Below are 20,136 nucleotides of genomic sequence, written 5' to 3' on the forward strand. Positions count from 1 at the left end.
ACCCAAGATGTCGAATCCAGGATTGCGTTCTGCACTGCTGATGCTGCAACCCAAACTGCCGTTACTTTTACTTGTGGCGCTCACGGCCTGTGGTGGTGAAGGTGAGAGCACAGCGCCCACAGCGCCGCCCTCAATTGTCGTAACGCCGCCTGCCACTTCGGTGTGCGACAACAATAATGGCAGCATCAATCATGAGGCCCTGATGAGCACAAACTGTGCGCGCTTGTCTGACTACCGGCTTTTCAGCGACAGCCGCAACCCGGCTCTGGCACCCCATACGCCGGGTGTGGCCTACCAGCTCGCCAGTGAGCTTTTTACCGACTATGCCATTAAACGCCGCTTTATCTTCTTACCCGAAAACAAGCCCATGGTGTTACAAGGAGATGCCCTGTCGTTGCCGGTGGGCACCGTGTTGGTTAAAAGCTTCTTACTGCCTTCAGATACCTCAGACACCAATGTTTCTGCTGCCCGGCTTATCGAGACCCGGCTGCTTATCCACCGCGAGAGTGGATGGACGGCGCTGCCCTATCTGTGGAATGGGGATGAGGCGTACCTTGCCGAAACCGGTGCCGATGTATCCCACAGTATGAATAGCACAAATGACACGCTGAACTTCACCTATCACGTGCCCAGCCGCGCCGAGTGTAAGATTTGCCATCAAAGCGCCCGGAATGGCCTGACCACCATAGCGCCCATAGGTCCCAAACCGCTGCTGCTGAACAAAGCCATCACCGTTAATGATGAGTCGATTAATCAGCTGACATGGTTTGCATCCCAGGGGCTGCTCACAGGGCTTGGCGAGATTGACTCACTGCCACAGACCTTTGCCATTGGGGATGAGCAGCAAAACCTTACCGCGCGGGTGAAAGGCTATCTCGATGTGAACTGTGCCCATTGCCACAAGGCCGACGGCTTTGCCAGCGTATCGGGACTCAGGCTCGGGTTCGAAACCGATCATCACAGCTATCAGTACGGAATTTGTAAGCAGCCGCCCGGTTGGGATGGCGGCGAGCGGGGGCTTTCCTACGACATAGTGCCGGGCAACGGCGACCACTCGATTCTGGTCTATCGACAGACGCTTTCAGCGGCCAAAGACCGCATGCCGCCAGTGGGACGAGCTTTGGTGCACAGTGAAGCCGTAACGCAGATCAGTCGCTGGATAGACTTGATGGCCCCGTCGGTGGGTAACTGTCAGTAGTGGGGTAACCGGCAACAAGCCGCTGAAACTTCCCCGGCGGCGCCCCCAACCAATGCTTGAAACTCGCCCGGAAATGGCTAACGTCGGTAAAGCCAAGGGACTCAGCGATGTCCTCGGCGCTCAGGCGGCCTTCAATGATTAATGCAATGGCCGCCTGACTTCGCACCTTATCCCGCAGCAGCTGAAAATTGCAGCCATTTTCGGCCAGTTTTCGCCTGAGCGTCCGCTCGCTGGTGCCCAAACGCGCCGCCAATTCATTGAGTGTGGGCAATACGGGCATGGAAATCTTAAGTTGCTGTAACACCTGATAGATATAACTTGGCTGTATCAATTCGGGCTCGCGGCGCTCTTCGTCGCTAAAGGCATAGCTCACGGGCAGCGCCAGCACGGCTGCATCCACAGTCCATTCGCAAAAAGGTGCACCAAACGATGGAGTAACGCCGCACAGTGACTCAATAAAAGCGCAGGGGTGAGAAGCCTCAGTCAGGGCAATGCTGCCCAGCGGAAACGCCTGACCACAAAGCTCTCGCCCGAGTACCACCAGGGCGCCCAAACTATGAAGAAAGTGGCAGTGAAACTGGCTATCCGGGATCCTCAGGGTATTAATCCAGCGAACCCTGAGCTTGCCACCGGTCAGGGTCACCAGGCTGTCATTCATGGTGCCGGCCCATTCCGGATTGTCATTCAGCAAATAGAAACAATCTGCTAAGGTTTGGCAGCGTGCAAGATGGCCTTTGAGAAACCCAAGCTCACTGACGCGATAATCCGCCGCGGCCCGCATACCTATTTCCCGGTCATCAGTGAGGGCACAAAGAGCCTCCATGGCGCCATCGACCTGCCACACGGGCACCAGAGTGATGTGGCCAAGCACTTCGGGGGCCACTCCGAGGCGGGCACACACATCGCTGTGGGCCTGCTCGCCAAAAAGCCGTCGAATGGCTGACAGGATCTGCAACAGCTCCCAGGCAGGATAGCCCTGATCACCCACCATGGCACCGGCACGGTAATTTGATAACGACATATTCATGATTGACTGATATTCCCCCGAACGCCCAGTTGTATACCATTTAGGGAAGGAAGAAAACCCCGGCTACAGAGAGTGACATTAGGGTGTTCAGCCTAAATGGGCGCACAAAAAAGCCTGCAAAAGCAGGCTTTTAATATATACAACATGCAAGGAAATTTATGGCAGCGGTTTATTCTTTTCCGCCAGCTTTCCAAAAAAAGTACTGACTGTCAGTGCGGCGCTGTGGGCCAGCTTGTCGGCGAGCTTCTTCCGCGGCTGATAACGCAGTTTAATCAGGGTTCTGTCTTTGGCCGCTGTCAGCATCAGGTCGTCGCTGGTGCTGATGCTGTCCACCAGCCCCAAATCCAGGGCCTGCTGTCCGTACCAGTGCTCACCGGTGGCAACCTTGTCCAGATCAAGCTCAGGGCGATACTTGGATACGAAGGCCTTAAACAGCTGATGGGTCTCCTCCAGCTCTTCACGGAATTTCTGTCTGCCCTCTTCGGTATTTTCACCAAACAACGTCAGAGTGCGCTTAAAGTCCCCGGCGGTGTGCTGCTCGTAATCAATATCATGCTTTTTCAGCAAGCGGTTGAAGTTCGGCAGTTGAGCCACCACACCGATAGACCCCACAATGGCAAAGGGCGCGGCGTAGATGCGATTGGCCACGCAGGCCATCATGTAGCCGCCACTGGCCGCCACCTTGTCGATACAGGCGGTCAGAGGAATGTCGGCCTGACGCAGTCTGTCGAGCTGGCTCGCCGCAAGACCGTAACCATGTACCATGCCACCACCGCTCTCGACGTTAAGCAGCACCTCATCGCCTTTTTCGGCAATGGTCAGTATCGCGCTGATTTCTTCCCGTAAAGAGGCTACTTCATGGGCATCGATACTGCCTTTAAAATCCAGCACAAACGTTCTGGGCTTAGGCTTATCCTGCTTCTCAGCCTCTTTGGCCTCGGCTTTTTGGGCCTTTTCGTACGCCTTGAATGCTTTCTTATCAAGCAGTTCGTGTTTAAGGTGCATCTTTAAATGATCGAGTTCTTCGGTGACATTGGTCAGCACCAGTTCGCCTTTATCACCCTTACCTCGGGCCGCACCGGCAAACACCATCACCAGAATGGCACCGATGGCGGCGACCACTGTCACAGCCTTGGCAAGAAACAGCCCATATTCGTATAAAAATTCCAAATTCCGCTCCAAAGCATCCCAACACCCGGCAACCTGGCCTGGCGAGCATAAAAGTGCGGCTATTCTAACAATTCAGCCGCTAAAACCAATAAAAAACCGGCCCAGAGGCCGGTTTAACTGTGACTTACCTAAGATCAGTCGCAGGCTTTAAGCACACTGGCATCGTTCACCAGAATGGTGGCTGTGCCTGCAGCTGCCGACTTGGCAAAACCTGCTACCTGCCACTGCATCTCTGCAGTCGACGCAGCCGCCTTGCCATCGGTGGCACCGTTCTCGCTTGGATCCACGATAGAGCTGTGATGCCCCTTGATAAAGCGCACTGCACCGCCGCCCTGAGCCGTGGTGTCACGACACTCCAGCCCCAGGTTTGCAATCAGTGGCTCGGTTCCCGACAGCGGGAAGCCTTCCACACTGTTTGGCAGTACCTGATCAGGCAGGTTACCGTTACCGTCACCCACCACCTCAATCAGATGAACAGGCAAACCCGTTGCCTTCAGCATGCCAGCATGGTTAACCGGGTCAATGGAGTCCACACCGGTCTGGATGGCAAACGCGAAAGTAGGGATAAAGCCGGCATAAACCTGCTGTACCAGCGCCGCGTATTCAGGGCTACCGGGCTCATAACCTGCCGTGTTGGCCGCATCCACCATGGCCTGGAACTCAGAAGTACCGGTAATGGTATTAAAGAGCACAGGGCCAAAGGTCGCGGAGCCCGCGAAGGCGCCAGCCAAGCCACCGGAAGGCGCAACCAGTGAAGCCGCAGTGATGGCATAGGGATTGGGCAACTGAGTACCTGTGCCTGGGTCAACCAAACCGGTTGAAGCGTAGGTCGCAAAGTTGGTGTTTACAATGCCACCGAGGCTCAGGCCCTGGGAAGACACCTTGGACACATCGAATACCTGAGGCTGGTTGTTGGCGGCCAAATATTGCGCCATGCCTGTAAGTGCCAAACGCACGCCCAGATGGTCGGCCACGGCCTGACGGAAGTTATCCCGCACCGACAGTGAACTTGCGATATTTACAAACACCAGCGGTGAACCATTTTTGAACGCGTCAGGTTTACCAACCACAGGACCAAATGACGGATCGGTCGCTGAAACTTCATAGATACCATCTTTGTTGGCATCAAATGAACGCTCACCATGAAGCGGCATATCGATGGCGACAGTGGCCACACCGGCTGCGGCATAGGTACCCGCATAGGCGAGCGCCATTTCTTTACCACCGCCCAGACCATGCATGGCAATATTTACCGGCCAGCCATTGGCAGGTGGCACAAAGGCCTGCCCCTGAGCTTCGGTAAAGGCCTTCAGCTTGGCGGCGTTGGGCAGAGTCATCAGCACAGAGACACTTTCGTATGTCTTGGGCGCTGGAATAGGGTTGAATTTGGTGACGTGGCGGGTTTTATCCGCTGGGGTACCATCATCAAGCTTAAACTGCTTTCCAGCCAGCAGCGCCGGGTTTGCCAGCGCGGCAGCAGGGTCTTCAATACCCTGCGCCATCGCCTGGGCACCAAAGTTTTGTTGGCTCAGGGTGCCTGCCTGCAGCGCAAGCAGCACAGACACTGGGCTGTCACCCAGCGCAGTCCAGCGGCCGTTAATCTTGGGCGCCATGTCAGCGGTCAAACAGCCGTTGGCGGAACAATCGCTATAAACCGGCAGCTTGATTTTGGCAACATATACATCGGCCAAATCAGACAGTACGTAGGGCAGACCCATTTCCGGGCTCATACCGGCCATTTGCGCCACTGTCATCCCGGTTGGGGTTGGAAACATATCGAACGATGGCTTGAACGCATCGTTGCTCGCCATCAGCAGTTTCAGGGTTTCATAAGCAGGATTAACCGATTGGGTGGTAAAGAGGCTCGAGTAGGTGATGCTGGCCTTATCGACACCTTTGGACTCGAGGGCATTTTCATAGCTGTTAACCAACGCCTGCAAGCCGCGCTGTGCTTCGGTGCCCAGCGGATGGGTGGTGATATCCATCTTTACCGAGCCGTAGGTCGACGAAGTGGCGACCGGACGGTTTTCAGAGTCTTCAATCAGAGTCGTGGTGGCGTAAATGTACGACTGACCGGCTTTCAGTGGCTTTAAGGGCACGATGACAATCTTGTTGCCCACTGCCTGACTGATAAAGTCGACACCGAATTGCAGCTCATCGCCAATCTTACAGGCTGATACCGAAGGCGCCGCTTTACATTCTGCATCCGAGGAGAGCGCGCCGCCCACAGTGGCTTCAAAAACACGCACGGCGCCGGGCTGGAATACAGAGGCTGCGTTTAGTGACAGCAGGTTACCGCTGTGATCTCTGGATGGGGCAAAATCAATGCTGATGGGCTGCGTGGTGGACCAGCCATCAAGCGCGCCGATGGCGTACTGAGGGTTGGTATAATCACCGCCTTCTTCGCCGGGAATGGCCAGGGTACCATCGAGGGTGCCACTGAACAGCAGATCGCTCGGCAGCGGTACCTTGCCAGCGGTTGGATCAAACACCAGGTGGGACTCGGGGATCAGCGGCTCGATATTATCCCTGAGCTCATTGACACTATCCTCACCACCACAGCCGCTGAGGCCCAGAGCCGAGGCGATTGCTACTCCCAAAATGAGTCTTTTCATCTTTTTTCCCCAAATCTTGTTGTAATAATTTTGTTTTCCCCAAGAAATTGGTCACAATAGCCCGTATTGCGATGCCAACCGGACTTATTAAATGTCCGTAACTCGTTTCAACTTAACGCAAAAATATTGAGTTCGCTACAATTTTGTCACACTGCGCAATGAAGTGAACGCCCAATAAACAGTCAATTGTTTTAAACAGCTGTATGACTCATAAAATCCCTCAGTAAAGACGGGAAGTTGCGCCAAGAGGAAGTTTAAATCCATGTTGGAATATAAAGTTGCCCCCGATGCTCTGAAAGGCAAAACGATTCTGGTTACCGGTGCCGGTGACGGTATCGGCCGCGCTGCGGCACTGGCTTACGCCGCCCACGGCGCCACTGTGATCCTGCTGGGCCGCACTGTGAAGAAACTCGAAGCCGTTTACGATGAAATTGAAGCGGCAGGCCAGCCTACTCCGGCCATTGTGCCTTTGGATATGAAAGGCGCTACAGAGCAAAACTACCGCGACATGGCAGATACCATCGAAGAGCAATTTGGCCATCTCGACGGCGTGCTGCACAATGCCAGTGTACTGGGCGTGCTGGGTCCGTTTGAACACATAGATTTGGCTTCACTCGAAGAAGTCATGAAGGTCAACGTTACCGCTCAGGCGATCATGACCAAAAGCCTGCTCAAGGTGCTGCGCAAGGCGCCTGCCGCCTCGGTTATTTTTACCTCCAGCGGTGTTGGCCGTACTGGCCGGGCCTACTGGGGCCCTTATGCCTTTTCCAAATTTGCCACCGAAGGCATGATGCAGGTGCTCGCCCACGAATGTGATGGCACCAATGTGCGGGCCAATTCAATTAACCCCGGTGCTACCCGTACCAAGATGCGCGCCAACGCTTATCCGGGTGAAGATCCGCAAACCCTGAAAACGGCCGAAGAGCTGATGCCGCTGTATGTCTATCTGATGGCAGACGACAGCAAAGACCAGAATGGTCAGGCCTTCAGCGCACAATAAGCTCTATTCACAAGGCCCGCTGCAGCGGGCTTTTTTATATTTACTCTCAGCCAAATACAATAAAGAGCAAAGACTATGACAGCTCCCTACCCTATTGGCACGCCCGGTTCGCCCTGGAATGATGCCGACAAGCAAGCCTGGTTTAAAGTCCAAACAGTAAAACGCAGCTATCAGGATGAAGTGCTGTCTCGCGTGCTGCCACTGAGTGCCGATTTTGAATTGGTTAACTACGGCGCACTTTCTATCGATGCCGGACGTTTCCCGCTGTATGCCCTGAAAAACCAATGGCAGCCAGGCCTGCCGCTGGCGCTGGTTACGGGCGGTGTTCACGGGTATGAAACCAGCGGCGTACAGGGCGCGCTGGACTTTCTCCATCAGGATGCCAAAGACTATAAGGGCAAGGTAAACCTTCTGGTTGTACCTTGCGTGAGCCCCTGGGGTTACGAAATCATCAATCGTTGGAACCCCAAAGCGGTCGATCCCAACCGCTCCTTTGTGGAAAACAGTCCATCAGAGGAATCAGCAGCCCTGCTGAAACTGGTCGCCCCCCATCAGTCTGACTTTGTGCTGCATATCGACCTGCACGAAACCACAGACACAGATGAAACTGAGTTTCGCCCGGCGCTGGCTGCCCGTGATGGCAAAGACTATGAGCCCGATGTCATCCCCGATGGCTTTTATCTGGTGGGGGATAGCGATAACCCCCAGGAAGCTTTCCAAAAAGCGATTATTGATGCGGTGGAAAAGGTCACCCATATTGCGCCCCCCGATGAGAAGGGCAACATTATCGGCTCACCTGTGGTGCAGCATGGTGTCATTAACTACCCGGTAAAGAAACTGGGGTTGTGCGCCGGGATAACGGATGCAACCTATACCACAACGACCGAGGTCTATCCCGACAGTCCCAAAGCAACAGCTGAAGAATGTAATGCCGCTCAGGTGGCAGCCATTCGCGCCGCGCTGGACTTTATGCTGGCAAATCGCTGATATAGCGGCTCAACGTTTCATAGCAATAAAAACGGCTGCCTTGGCAGCCGTTTTTATTGCGCGAGTCTACTCAAGTCGGATAGCGGCAAAGTAAATCGCCGTCTTTCCTTCATGGCTTGAGTAATAACTGACTTTCAGCTCATCTCCTTTTACAGAGTGCTCCATCACCACCCCCGCGTAGCTGGTATCTCCCCCAGAAGGCAGCGATAAATGCTCGGCCACATGGCCGGTGGTTTCACATATTTCCACCAGAGACGTGCGTACCTTTTCATCATAGAGCCGCACAATGGCCAGTAAGCGATTGCACCAGCGAAAAACAACCGGGCCGCCGATGCGACAATCCAGCTCAAGCCATTGCCAATCCATAAAAGGGGCTTTTGCTTTGCCAAGTAAACCGTTTCTACGGTCATCCCAGACAGGATCACGTCTGAGCAAACAGGTGAAGATGCCATCGGTGATCTCAAGGCCTGTTTCATTGACATAACCCTCGCTGTTAAGAGCAGCAACCAACGGGATGAAATCAGTACCTTTGAGTGGGCCTTGCGGCGCAGCCCGGTACAGGCGGACATCACCATCAGGCCCGGGACGATAAGCCACACCATAAAGGGCAGGCGCTCTAGAGACTGATTGCTCATTGTTATCGGCTATCACCCGCCACAGCCAATAACCTGTGTCGGCGCAGTGTTCAGCCGCCTGCCAACGACAACCATCAGACGAACGCCACATAAGAGACTGCAGCGGCTCTCCGGCAATGGCTCTGGCGCCAAACAGATAAAGCTCGCCCAGCCAAACCAGTAATCTGGCGTCACGTAAATCTCCTTCATCCAGCTTGATGAGCGCCGCCTCTTTCCAGCTGGAACCATCATCCTCAGACACCAAAATCCTGAGTGCTCCGTCTGGTGATACGTGGGCAGAGCCTTCACGAAAGGCGCAGTACAACTTGCCATCAAAACGAATTAAATCCGTAAAGGCGTTGTGATCTCCCCGATCCCAGATTTTTACCACTGACAACAGCTTCATGTCGCTTCCATGTAAACAGTCTGATTTACTGATTGGTATAACACAAAAGGCCGCATAAGCGGCCTTTTTTACTCAGATATCCAACGCCTTAGGCGGGATTAACTGCGGGTGCGAGTGGGCTTGGGACGTTTTGAGCCGGTGGCGGCGCCTACCTTGCTCTTGCGCACTGCGCGGCGAATTTTGGCGCTGCGCACCTGGGACGCACGCGCCACACTGTGCTTGTCGGTACCAATCATGGAGCGGGTTTCAGGATCCATACCAGCCAGCTGACGCAGGTAGTTTACCTGCTCCAGCGGCAGTTCAATCCAGCCACCACGGGGCAAGGTTTTCGGCAGTTCAATCATACCGTAACGCACGCGGATAAGACGGCTCACCTGCACTTCCTGGGATTCCCACAGGCGGCGCACTTCACGGTTACGCCCTTCGCGCAGTCCCACGTGCCACCATTGGTTGACACCTTCACCACCGGCAGCCTTTACATAATCAAACTGCGCCGGACCGTCTTCAAGCATCACGCCGGTACGCAGCTTTTGAATGGTAAAGTCATTCACTTCACCAAAGGTACGCACAGCATACTCACGGTCAACTTCGTTGGACGGGTGCATCAGGCGGTTAGCCAGTTCACCGTCAGAGGTAAACAGCAACAGGCCCGAAGTGTTGATATCCAGACGACCCACTGCCACCCAACGGGCGTCACGCAGCTTGGGCAGGCGGTCAAATACCGTGGGACGGCCTTCCGGGTCTTTGCGGGAGCAAATTTCACCCTCTGGCTTATGGTAAGCCAGCACACGACAGATGATATCGTCGGCTGACTTGATAGACACCAGGCGACCGTCGAGACGCACTTTGGCGTCGGCATCTACCCGGTCTCCGAGGTTGGCGATTTCGCCGTTGATACTCACTCGTCCTGCAGCAATCCATGCCTCCATCTCACGACGGGAGCCATGGCCTGCACGGGCCAAGACTTTCTGCAACTTTTCACTCATGAGTTAATTCTTCCTGCGCATTTGGTAATTCAGTTTGTTTGCCAAATAACGCATCCAATGACTCCAGATCCGCCAGCGCCGGTAATGACGCCAGATTATCCAAGCCAAAATAGGCCAAAAATTCTGAAGTGGTGGCGTAAAGTGCCGGACGACCCGGAACCTCTTTATGCCCCACCACTCTGATCCATCGACGATCAGATAAGGTTTTCAGGATGTGGCTTCCAAGTGCCACACCCCTTACCTGCTCAATATCACCCCGGGTCACAGGTTGGCGATATGCAATCACCGCCAGGGTTTCCAGGGTTGCCCGCGAATACTTGGGCGCCTTTTCCTGCCACAGGGTCTGCAGGTAAGGGTTCAGGGTTTCCTGGGTCTGGAAGCGGTATCCGCCCGCCACTTTCACCAGATTGACCCCTCGTTCCTGATAATCGACCATCAGCTCGGCAACAACGGTACTGATCCTTTCCCGTGATACGGCAAAAGGCGCCAGCACGCCTTCTCGCAATGCTTTGATGGTCATCGGCTTTTGCTGAACAAACAGGCAAGCCTCTATCAATTGTTTCAGCTGTAAGTGACTAATCTGCGCCATCAGGTCGCCTTCACGTAAATGCCGCTGAGGGGCTCGGCCTGGTACAGCTCAACCAGGGTTTCCTTCACCAGTTCCATCAGCGCAAGAAAACTGACCACCACACCGCCACGGCCTTCTTCCGGACTGAAAAGCGCCGTGAAGGGCGTGAAGTGTTCATGATCCAGTTTGGCTAAAATTTCGCTCATTCGCTCCCGGGTAGAGAGCACTTCTTTTTTCACCTGGTGGTGTTCAAAGGCCGATGCCCGTTTAAGTACTTCAGCAAAGGCCAGTGCCAGCTCTTTGAGCGAAACATCAGGCGGTATGACCTCGGGTTTAAGCCCCGGGGCGGCCTGAGCCCGCGCCTGATGCACATCACGCTCGAGCCGTGGCAATTCGTCAAGCTTAAAAGCCGCCTCTCGAATCGACTCATAGGCCTTGAGCTGCTTGATAAGCCGGACCCGCGGGTCTTCTTCCTCGTCGTCTTCCACCGCCATTTTCGGCAACAGCAGTCGCGACTTGATTTCCGCCAGGGTAGCCGCCATCACCAGGTAATCGGCGGCAAGCTCAATCCGTGCATCGGTCAGCAATCGGATGTATTCAAGGTACTGAGCCGCTATCAGGGTCAGGGGCAGTTCTATCACGTCGAGCTTTTGCTTTCGGATAAGGTAAAGCAGCAAGTCGAGTGGACCTTCAAAGGCCTCCAGGAACACTTCAAGCGCTTCCGGTGGGATAAAGAGATCGGCGGGCAACTCCCTGACGGGCTCCCCACGAACCACCGCAAGTGGCAAACTTTGCTGAATGCCTTGCATCTATCCTCCAGGCGACCCAAAGGCCACCTTCTTACCAAAAAACCGAGCTTTTACAATGTGTAAGAGGCCCAATTTCACCGGTTTTCAGCGCCGTACCCGTTATCGGACACGAAAGCGCGCGATTATACCCGAAAACAGGTCTTCTTAAAAGAAAAGCCGCTTGAAAGAAACGTGGCCGACGAGCCATTTTACAGAAACGGACTGATATCCCCGGCGCCTTCCCGGAGCACCTCGAAGGTGTCTTCCGACATATCCACCACAGTGGTCGGACTCTCACCGAGGTAACCACCATTGAGAATAGCCTCAACCTGGTGTTCGAGCAGGTCGCGGATATGTTCAGGATCCGATTCGGCGAACTCCTGGCCGGGCATCACCAAACTGGTGGACATTAAAGGCTCACCGAGTGCTTCGAGCAGTGCCAGGGCTATCACGTTGTCGGGCACGCGGATACCAATGGTTTTCTTCTTGTCGTTTTGCAAACGGCGCGGTACTTCTTTGGTGGCCTTGAAAATAAAGGTGTAAGGCCCGGGCGTGCAGTGTTTCACCAAGCGGAAGGCCTGATTCTCGACCCTGGCGTAGGTCGCAATTTCAGACAGGTCACGGCACATCAAAGAGAAGTGATGATCCTGCTCCATCTGACGAATTCGCACGATACGCTCCATGGCGTTTTTATCGCCAATCAGGCAGCCCAGGGCATACCCCGAGTCGGTGGGATACACAATCACGCCGCCACTTCTAAGAATATTGACCGCCTGATCTATCAAGCGTTTTTGAGGATTCACCTCATGCACATAAAAAAATTGACTCATTCCCTCGTCCCCCAGAGTTCGGTTTGCCAGACCCAGGTCACGCCCTGTGGTCGGTAAAGATTTTTACCCAGCTCGACAAAGCTGCCGGGAAAATGAAAATCGCTGCCCAAGCTGCCGTATAAGCCGTTGAGATGGGACAGCGCCACCAAATTGGCTCTGTCCTCTAATGTTTGCTGCCCCAGCACCACTTCCATGGCATCGCCGCCAGCTTCTTTAAATTCCCGCACCAATTTTTTCAGCCACTTGGCCGACATTTTATAGCCACTGGGGTGGGCAAGCACTGCCACACCGCCGGCACGATGAATAATCGCAATCGCCGAGGCCATATCGCCCCAGTTATTGGGCACATAGCCGGTTTTGTTGCGGGCCAGAAAGCGCTTGAATACCCCGGCCATGTCTGCGGCAATGCCCCGCTCAACCAGTACCCTGGCGTAGTGGCCGCGGCTCACAGCCGCGTTTCCGGCCAGTTCCTTTGCCGCTTCAAAGGTACCTTCGATACCGGCCTTGGTCAGACGATTGCCTATTTCACGGGCACGGATTTCCCTTAGCTCCCGTTGCCGCGCAAGAAACGCCTGTAACTCAGGGTGATGCCGGTCCACCTGCAGCGCCACAATGTGGATATCGTAACTGTGCCATCGGGTTGAAATTTCTACCCCGTCAACCAGTTCGAGCGGCGACTGCGACGCATTGTTGGTGCCGTGGGCCTCTTCAAGCCCGTCGAGGGTGTCGTGATCGGTAATCGCAAGCAAATTCACGCCGCGTTCAATGGCGCGGGTGACCACATCCGAGGGCGAAAGTTGTCCGTCGGACGCTGTGGTATGGCAGTGGAGATCAACCAAATAATTTTCATCGTTCATAGGCTTATTCTACTTGAAAGCATTATGAAAAGCGCCTCAAACTTTCAGCTCTTCCCGACCGTATTCAATGGCCGAATCAGTGAGTTCCCATAGATTATGATAAATATTCAATTGACAATCCCCACCGCCTGGGTTTTTCTATAGGCCAACAACAAATTTCACAAGATAAACGCAACATGAACCCAATCATTGCTTCTTTCATCAACTGGTGGTGGCACTTCCCGAATACGCGGGTGGTGTGAAGCTTGGTGTGCGTTTAACAGACACAAGATTCATCGAAAAGGCCCGCACTACGCGGGCCTTTTTGCATCTGGCCCGGTGAAAAGCGGCACAAAAACTTGAAGGATAACCGGATGACACAACAGGCGTTTGATGCCAAGGCAGAGGGAAAGCTGGCCACAGGCAAATTGACCAAGCAGCCCTTGCCTTACCAGGATGACCCGCTGGCCCTCTACGAGAGCCTGACTCAGGATGCCCACCACACACTTTTGCTGGAATCGGCTGAAATCGACAGCAAAGAGAACCTGAAAAGCATCATCATGACCCACGCGGCCCTGAAAATTGCAGCCCAGGGCTATCGGTTGGAGTTTACCGCGCTGGACGACAATGGCCGGGTGCTGCTGCCTGCCATCGCCGGTTTTTTTAACTGCGAACTGACTGAAACCAATTACCTTGCCGTGACCTTAACACGCGACACCGGTCTACTGGATGAAGATGCCAGGCTAAAATCCACCTCGCCTCTGGATGGCCTGCGGGCACTACTCAAACATATCCATGTGGGTGAAAAGGTTGCCTTTGAGGATCTTTTCCTCGGTGGCGTACTGGCATACGATTTGATTGATACCGTTGAGCCACTTCCCAAAGCAAGGGACGGCGCCAATACCTGCCCGGATTATCTCTTTTATCTCGCCGACACCCTGGTGCTTGTGGACCACAAGGCCAAACAGGCCGAGTTGGTCTTGTCGACCTTTTCCGCGGACGGGCAAATATCCCCCTTCATAGAAGATGAACTCAAGCGCCGCGCCAAGGTGATCGAGGCCATCGCCAATCGTCCCCGCCCGGTTAAAGCCCTCAAACCGGTGAATGTCGAGGCCAGCGTCAGCATCAGTGACGAAGACTTTAAAGACGCGGTGAACGCCCTGAAAGAGCACATCATCGCCGGCGATATTTTTCAGGTGGTGCCTTCAAGAAGCTTCAGTCTGCCTTGCCCCAATACCCTTGGCGCTTATAGAGCACTGCGTAAAACCAATCCCAGCCCCTACATGTTTTATTTTCGCAGCAGCGATTTCACCCTCTTTGGCGCCTCACCTGAAAGCGCGCTCAAATACGATGCTGACAGTAATCAGGTGGAAGTCTACCCCATCGCCGGTACCCGTAAGCGCGGCAAAGATGCCAGTGGCAACATAGATCACGACCTGGATGGCCGTATCGAGCTGGAGCTGCGCCTCGATAAAAAGGAACTCTCTGAGCACCTGATGCTGGTCGATTTGGCCCGAAATGATATAGCCCGTATCAGCCAAAGCGGCACCCGCAAGGTAGCAGAGCTGTTGAAAGTTGACCGCTACAGCCACGTGATGCATCTGGTCAGCCGGGTCACAGGTCAACTGAGGCAGGATCTCGACGCCCTCCATGCTTATCAGGCCTGCATGAATATGGGCACGCTCACAGGCGCACCCAAGGTCAGGGCTTCCCAGCTTATCCGCGAAACGGAAAAGACACGCAGGGGCAGCTATGGCGGCGCCGTGGGTTACCTTTCCGCCACCGGTGACATGGATACCTGTATCGTTATTCGTTCGGCCTTTGTGAAAGACGGCCTTGCCCATATCCAGGCCGGTGCCGGTGTGGTGTATGACTCAGATCCCCAGGCAGAGGCAGACGAAACCCGTCAAAAAGCACAGGCAGTGATCTCTGCCATCAAACTGGGAGGTGGCCTGTGAAACTCTATTTACTCGATAACTTCGACTCTTTTACTTACAACCTGGTCGACCAATTCCGCGCGCTGGGCTTTGAGGTAGTGATTTACCGTAACGACGTTGACCCACAGCAGCTGGCAGCCAAGTTACTGGCCGAGCCTCAAACCGCACTGGTACTCTCCCCTGGTCCGGGTGCTCCCCACGAGGCGGGTTGCATGATGGCACTGATTAAACTGGTGGCAGGAAAGCTGCCAATTCTCGGGATATGCCTGGGTCATCAGGCGTTGGTTGAGCACTACGGCGGCAAGGTAGAGCGCGCGCCAAGTGTGGTACACGGCAAGGCGAGCCCCACGGTTCATGACGGTCAGGGGATTTTCCGAGGGCTGCCCTCCCCCTTGCCGGTGGCACGCTATCACAGTTTGGTCGCAACCAAGGTGCCTGACGCCCTTAAGGTCATTGCCACTACCGAAGGCATGCCCATGGCGGTGCTCCACGAAGAAGACAAGGCGCTGGGTTTCCAGTTTCACCCTGAGTCGATTCTGACAACCCTTGGCAGTACCTTGCTGGTGCAAAGCCTGCAATACCTCACCGGCTTGGCTGCCAAAGGAGAGCTGCAATGAGCAAGGATGTAAGACAACTCCTGGATAAAACCTACGGCGGTAACCCATTATCCCGCGAAGAAGCCAAATGCCTTTTTGCCTCGCTGGTGAGGGGCGAGCTCGATGAGGTCACCATAGCGGCGCTTTTGATGGCCCTCAAGGTGCGGGGCGAAACCATCGACGAAATCAGCGGCGCGGCCGATGCCATGCGCGAAGCGGCCAATTCCTTCCCCCGGCCCGCACTTGATGGTGGTATTTTGGATATCGTCGGCACCGGCGGTGACGGCTTCAACACCATCAACATTTCCACCACAGCGACCTTTGTGGCGGCGGCTGCAGGCGCCAATGTGGCCAAACATGGGAATCGCAGCGTATCGTCCAAATCCGGATCGTCGGATCTCCTCGGCCAGTTCGGCATCGAGTTAACCATGGCGCCACAAACGGCGGCCAATTGCCTTGAAGCCCTGGGTATTTGTTTTCTGTTTGCTCCCCATTACCACGGTGGAGTAAAACATGCGGTGCCGGTACGGCAAAAGCTCGCTACCCGCACCCTGTTCAATGTACTCGGGCCCCTGATTAATCCCAGTCACCCCGACTTTATGCTGCTTGGGGTGTACAGTGAGACGCTGGTCCGCCCCATCGCCGAGGTGCTCTGCGCCCTTGGGGTAAAACGCGCCATGGTGGTACATGGCGAAGGGCTGGATGAAGTGGCGCTCCACGGCACAACTCAGGTGTGCGAACTCAGAAACGGTGAGCTTGTGGATTACTCGCTGTCACCAAAAGACTTTGGGCTTGAACCTGTCCAGGTAACTGAACTTGAAGGCGGTAGTCCCGAAGACAATGCGCTCATCACCGCGGCCATTTTAAAAGGCGAAGGCAAGGCAGCCCACCGGGATGCTGTGGCACTCAATGCAGGCTGTGCGCTCTATGTGGCAGGGCTTGCCGACACGCCCCAGGCAGGATTCAAGCTTGCCATTGACACCCTCGCCTCCGGCAAGGCATATGAAAAACTGATTGGCCTCGCCGCCATGAGTCAGCAGGACAAGGCGTAAGGAATTAAGCCCCATGAGCAATGTGTTAACCAAGATTATCGACACCAAATACGCCCATATCGATGCCCTCAAGCAGCGATTCCCGGAAGCCAGCCTGACGCCGAAAATCTCTGACCGCAGCCTCTATCAGGCGCTGGCAGCACCCAACGCAGGTTTTATTCTGGAATGTAAAAAGGCCAGCCCATCCAAGGGGCTGATCCGTGCCGACTTTGACCCTGTGGCCATCGTCAGCATTTACAGCCGTTATGCTGCCGGCATATCAGTGCTGACCGATGAGCAGTTTTTTCAGGGCGACATGGACTATATCCCACAGGTGCGTGCCGCTGTCTCCCAGCCAGTGCTGTGCAAAGACTTTTTTATCTCGCCCTATCAGGTCAGGCTCGCGGCCCATCAGGGCGCCGATGCCATACTCTTGATGCTGAGCGTGCTGGATGACGATGATTACCGACGCCTTGCCGACGAAGCCGCCAAATATCAGCTCGACATTCTCACCGAAGTGAGCAACGAAGACGAGCTTCGCCGCGCCATCGCTCTCAGAGCTCCCATTATTGGCATCAACAACCGTAACTTGCGTGACCTGAGCACAGACCTCGCCACCACAGAAGCCCTGGCACCTCACATCCCCGCCGATACCCTGGTCATCAGCGAATCCGGAATTTACACCCACGAACAGGTAAAGCGCCTCGCCCCTCTGGTGCAGGGATTTTTGGTGGGCAGCTCCCTGATGGCGGAAGCGAACCTGGATTTAGCCTGTCGACGCCTGATTTATGGCGAAAACAAGGTCTGCGGCCTGACCCGAGAGGCGGATATCACGGCCGCCGCCAACGCTGGTGCCGTCTATGGCGGACTGATTTTTGCCGAAAAATCCCCTCGCTGCGTATCAGAAGATAGAGCACGGGCCCTGAGCGCATTCAATCGCGCCGCAAGCCAGCCGCTGGCGCTCGTAGGCGTATTTGTGGATGAAGCTGCGGCCAAGGTAGTCAGTCTTGCCAAGACGTTGGGACTGGCGGCAGTGCAACTGCACGGCAAGGAAGATGAAGCTTATATCGATGACCTGCGAAGCCAGTTGTCACAGGAGTTACCCGAAGGCTGTGAGATTTGGAAAGCCGTGGCCGTTGAAGCAGGCAAGGCATCTGCCATCCCCCATGGGGCAGACCGCATTGTATATGACAGCAAAAACAGTGCTGGCTTTGGCGGGACAGGTGTGTGTTTTGATTGGCAACTGAATCTTGCAGACAAACACAGGGCCATGCTGGCCGGTGGTCTCAATGCAAACAATGCCGCCACCGCCGCCAATCAGGGCTTTTTGGGGCTGGACTTTAATTCAGGATTGGAGGAAGCGCCCGGCATCAAGTCTGCCGCGCTTATCGAGCAGGCATTTGCCAGCCTTCGCAACTACTGACAAGCACTTAACCGAACAGAATTATTGGTGGTAAAGCCGCCATAGCAGATTGACTGACTTTGGAGAGATACAATGAGCGAGCTGAAACTCGATCCCTACTTCGGCGAATACGGCGGTATGTACGTGCCGCAAATTCTGATGCCGGCGCTGAAGCAACTGGAGACCGCCTTTGTTGAGGCCCAGCAAGACCCAGAGTTCTTAACAGAATTCCACGACCTGTTGAAAAACTATGCGGGCCGCCCCACCGCCTTAACCTTGACCCGTAATCTGTCTCCCAATCCCAAGGTGAAAATCTACTTAAAGCGTGAGGACCTGCTGCACGGCGGTGCCCACAAGACCAATCAGGTGCTAGGTCAGGCGCTGCTTGCCAAACGCATGGGCAAGAAAGAGATTATTGCCGAGACAGGCGCCGGGCAACACGGTGTGGCCACAGCGCTGGCTTGCGCCCTGTTGGGGCTCAAGTGCAAGGTATACATGGGTGCCAAAGACGTAGCCCGCCAGAGCCCCAATGTGTTTCGTATGCGTTTGATGGGCGCGGAGGTTATCCCGGTCACCTCCGGCTCTGCCACCCTCAAGGATGCCTGTAACGAGGCCATGCGTGACTGGTCCGGCAGCTACGACCGCGCCCACTATTTGCTGGGTACTGCCGCAGGGCCTCATCCCTTCCCCACCATAGTACGGGAATTCCAGCGCATGATTGGCGCCGAAACAAAAGCCCAAATGTTGGAGAAAGAAGGCCGCCTGCCGGATGCCGTTATCGCCTGCGTGGGTGGCGGCTCCAACGCCATCGGTATGTTTGCTGACTTTATCGACGAACCTTCGGTGAAGCTTATTGGGGTAGAGCCCGCTGGCAAGGGCATTGACACACCGATGCACGGTGCGCCGCTCAAGCATGGCAAGACGGGTATCTTCTTTGGTATGAAAGCCCCCTTGATGCAGGATGCGCATGGCCAGATTGAAGAGTCCTACTCGATTTCTGCCGGTCTGGACTTCCCGTCCGTTGGACCCCAGCACGCCTATCTCAATGCCACCGGCCGCGCCACCTATGAGTCGGCCACCGATGACGAAGCGCTGGAGGCATTCCAGCTGCTTGCCCGCAGCGAAGGCATTATCCCGGCACTGGAATCGGCTCACGCGCTGGCGTATGCACTGCGTCTGGCCAAAGACGCCACCGAAGAGCAAATCATTGTGGTCAATCTCTCTGGCCGCGGTGATAAAGACATTTTTACCGTATCTGACATTTTAGACGGCAAGGCCAGCGCATAAGGAGTACTGCCATGAACCGATATTCGAACGCCTTTGCCCGCTTAAAAGCCGGATCACGGGGCGCCTTCGTGCCTTTCGTCACCCTGGGTGACCCAGGCATCGACGAGAGTCTCGCGATTATTGATGCCCTGGTTGAAGGCGGCGCCGATTGTCTTGAGCTGGGCTTTCCCTTCTCAGACCCACTCGCCGATGGCCCGGTGATCCAGGGCGCCAATATCCGCGCCTTGGCCGCCGGAACAACCCCGGATACCTGTTTCAAGATGATTGAGCAAATCCGCGCCAAGTATCCCGAACTGCCCATTGGCCTCTTGCTGTACGCCAATTTGGTATTTGCCAATGGCATAGAAGCCTTCTACCAACGCGCCAAGGCTGCCGGGGTCGATTCTGTGCTGATTGCCGATGTGCCGGCAGAAGAGTCAGCGCCTTTCGTTGCCGCCGCCAGGGCCGAAGGCATAGCGCCGATTTTTATCGCGCCCCCAAATGCCAGCGCCGACACCCTGCGACTGGTCGCGTCCCTTGGGGAAGGTTACACCTACCTCTTGTCCCGCGCCGGAGTGACAGGCGCCGACAACAAAGCCGGTATGCCACTGGACTCGGTACTATCGGCCCTGAAGGAATTCAACGCGCCTCCACCGCTGCTGGGATTTGGCATTGCCGAACCTTCACAGGTTCAGGAAGCGATTGCTGCCGGGGCAGCCGGTGCCATTTCCGGCTCCGCGGTAGTCAAGCGTATCGAAGCCTTAAAGGACGATATGCCCAAGCTCCTGACTGAACTCAAGTCCTTTGCCAGCGCCATGAAGGCAGCCACCTGAGGGTCTGAATGACGCAGCTTTCCCTCAAAAAAAGGGAACGAAGACA

At 55.2% G+C, this 20,136-nt stretch carries 18 protein-coding genes; 9 read left to right on the top strand and 9 right to left on the bottom strand.

The window, feature by feature from the left end; translation table 11 throughout:
- Positions 1-7: 7 nt before the first annotated feature.
- The gene (locus tag SAMA_RS11065; protein ID WP_011760230.1) at positions 8-1,198 is read left to right on the top strand and encodes an SO2930 family diheme c-type cytochrome; all 1,191 of its coding nucleotides are present in this window, start codon (positions 8-10) and stop codon (positions 1,196-1,198) included.
- Here the strand turns inward: SAMA_RS11065 and SAMA_RS11070 are convergent.
- From SAMA_RS11070 to SAMA_RS11080, 3 genes are all read right to left on the bottom strand, one after another.
- The gene (locus SAMA_RS11070; protein ID WP_011760231.1) at positions 1,149-2,225 is read right to left on the bottom strand and encodes an AraC family transcriptional regulator; all 1,077 of its coding nucleotides are present in this window, start codon (positions 2,223-2,225) and stop codon (positions 1,149-1,151) included. The two genes, SAMA_RS11065 and SAMA_RS11070, sit on opposite strands and share 50 nt — an antisense overlap.
- A gap of 156 nt (positions 2,226-2,381) precedes the next feature.
- Complete coding sequence (gene sohB, locus SAMA_RS11075) at positions 2,382-3,395, bottom strand: protease SohB (RefSeq protein ID WP_011760232.1); 1,014 nt, start codon at positions 3,393-3,395, stop codon at positions 2,382-2,384.
- 134 nt (positions 3,396-3,529) lie between these two features.
- Entirely contained in the window at positions 3,530-6,010 is a 2,481-nt protein-coding gene (locus SAMA_RS11080) for a VolA/Pla-1 family phospholipase (protein ID WP_011760233.1), read from the bottom strand.
- 262 nt (positions 6,011-6,272) lie between these two features.
- On the opposite strand from SAMA_RS11080, the gene SAMA_RS11085 reads away from it, so the two are divergent.
- Together SAMA_RS11085 and SAMA_RS11090 are read left to right on the top strand one after the other, a co-directional pair.
- Entirely contained in the window at positions 6,273-7,010 is a 738-nt protein-coding gene (locus SAMA_RS11085) for a YciK family oxidoreductase (protein WP_011760234.1), read from the top strand.
- Positions 7,011-7,085: 75 nt separating this feature from the next.
- Positions 7,086-7,997 carry a M14 family metallopeptidase gene (locus SAMA_RS11090; RefSeq protein ID WP_011760235.1) on the top strand — a complete coding sequence of 304 codons (912 nt, stop codon included), beginning with the start codon at positions 7,086-7,088 and terminating at the stop codon, positions 7,995-7,997.
- A gap of 66 nt (positions 7,998-8,063) precedes the next feature.
- Here SAMA_RS11090 and SAMA_RS11095 read toward each other — a convergent pair whose 3' ends face one another.
- The 6 genes from SAMA_RS11095 to rnm form a co-directional block, all read right to left on the bottom strand.
- The gene (locus SAMA_RS11095) at positions 8,064-9,017 is read right to left on the bottom strand and encodes a hypothetical protein (RefSeq protein WP_011760236.1); all 954 of its coding nucleotides are present in this window, start codon (positions 9,015-9,017) and stop codon (positions 8,064-8,066) included.
- Positions 9,018-9,115: 98 nt separating this feature from the next.
- Entirely contained in the window at positions 9,116-10,003 is an 888-nt protein-coding gene (gene rluB, locus SAMA_RS11100) for a 23S rRNA pseudouridine(2605) synthase RluB (RefSeq protein ID WP_011760237.1), read from the bottom strand.
- On the bottom strand, positions 9,996-10,592 hold the full coding sequence (scpB, locus tag SAMA_RS11105; protein ID WP_011760238.1) for an SMC-Scp complex subunit ScpB: 597 nt from the start codon (positions 10,590-10,592) through the stop codon (positions 9,996-9,998). Before scpB ends, rluB begins: the two co-directional genes overlap by 8 nt.
- Complete coding sequence (locus tag SAMA_RS11110; RefSeq protein WP_011760239.1) at positions 10,592-11,380, bottom strand: segregation and condensation protein A; 789 nt, start codon at positions 11,378-11,380, stop codon at positions 10,592-10,594. Before SAMA_RS11110 ends, scpB begins: the two co-directional genes overlap by 1 nt.
- A 188-nt stretch (positions 11,381-11,568) precedes the next feature.
- Positions 11,569-12,189, bottom strand: coding sequence for an L-threonylcarbamoyladenylate synthase (locus SAMA_RS11115; protein WP_011760240.1), 621 nt, complete (start codon positions 12,187-12,189; stop codon positions 11,569-11,571).
- Complete coding sequence (rnm, locus tag SAMA_RS11120; protein WP_011760241.1) at positions 12,186-13,046, bottom strand: RNase RNM; 861 nt, start codon at positions 13,044-13,046, stop codon at positions 12,186-12,188. Before rnm ends, SAMA_RS11115 begins: the two co-directional genes overlap by 4 nt.
- A gap of 353 nt (positions 13,047-13,399) precedes the next feature.
- Here rnm and SAMA_RS11125 point away from each other — a divergent pair, with 353 nt between their 5' ends.
- The 6 genes from SAMA_RS11125 to trpA all read left to right on the top strand — a co-directional run bounded on the left by SAMA_RS11125 (position 13,400) and on the right by trpA (position 20,090).
- On the top strand, positions 13,400-14,983 hold the full coding sequence (locus SAMA_RS11125) for an anthranilate synthase component 1 (RefSeq protein WP_011760242.1): 1,584 nt from the start codon (positions 13,400-13,402) through the stop codon (positions 14,981-14,983).
- Positions 14,980-15,579: an aminodeoxychorismate/anthranilate synthase component II gene (locus SAMA_RS11130; RefSeq protein WP_011760243.1), complete on the top strand. Its 600-nt coding sequence runs from the start codon at positions 14,980-14,982 to the stop codon at positions 15,577-15,579. The genes SAMA_RS11125 and SAMA_RS11130 overlap by 4 nt, the downstream gene beginning before the upstream one ends.
- Positions 15,576-16,610 carry an anthranilate phosphoribosyltransferase gene (gene trpD, locus SAMA_RS11135; RefSeq protein WP_011760244.1) on the top strand — a complete coding sequence of 345 codons (1,035 nt, stop codon included), beginning with the start codon at positions 15,576-15,578 and terminating at the stop codon, positions 16,608-16,610. The genes SAMA_RS11130 and trpD overlap by 4 nt, the downstream gene beginning before the upstream one ends.
- A 13-nt stretch (positions 16,611-16,623) precedes the next feature.
- The gene (gene trpCF / locus SAMA_RS11140) at positions 16,624-18,012 is read left to right on the top strand and encodes a bifunctional indole-3-glycerol-phosphate synthase TrpC/phosphoribosylanthranilate isomerase TrpF (RefSeq protein ID WP_011760245.1); all 1,389 of its coding nucleotides are present in this window, start codon (positions 16,624-16,626) and stop codon (positions 18,010-18,012) included.
- A 72-nt stretch (positions 18,013-18,084) separates the two neighbouring features.
- A complete protein-coding gene (gene trpB / locus SAMA_RS11145) occupies positions 18,085-19,278 on the top strand; it encodes a tryptophan synthase subunit beta (RefSeq protein ID WP_011760246.1) in 1,194 nt (397 codons plus the stop codon).
- 11 nt (positions 19,279-19,289) lie between these two features.
- Positions 19,290-20,090 (top strand): tryptophan synthase subunit alpha, encoded by an 801-nt coding sequence (trpA, locus tag SAMA_RS11150; protein WP_011760247.1) that lies wholly within the window; start codon positions 19,290-19,292, stop codon positions 20,088-20,090.
- Positions 20,091-20,136 lie beyond the last annotated feature (46 nt).

Source organism: Shewanella amazonensis SB2B, from assembly GCF_000015245.1.
GTDB classification, from domain to species: Bacteria; Pseudomonadota; Gammaproteobacteria; order Enterobacterales; family Shewanellaceae; genus Shewanella; species Shewanella amazonensis.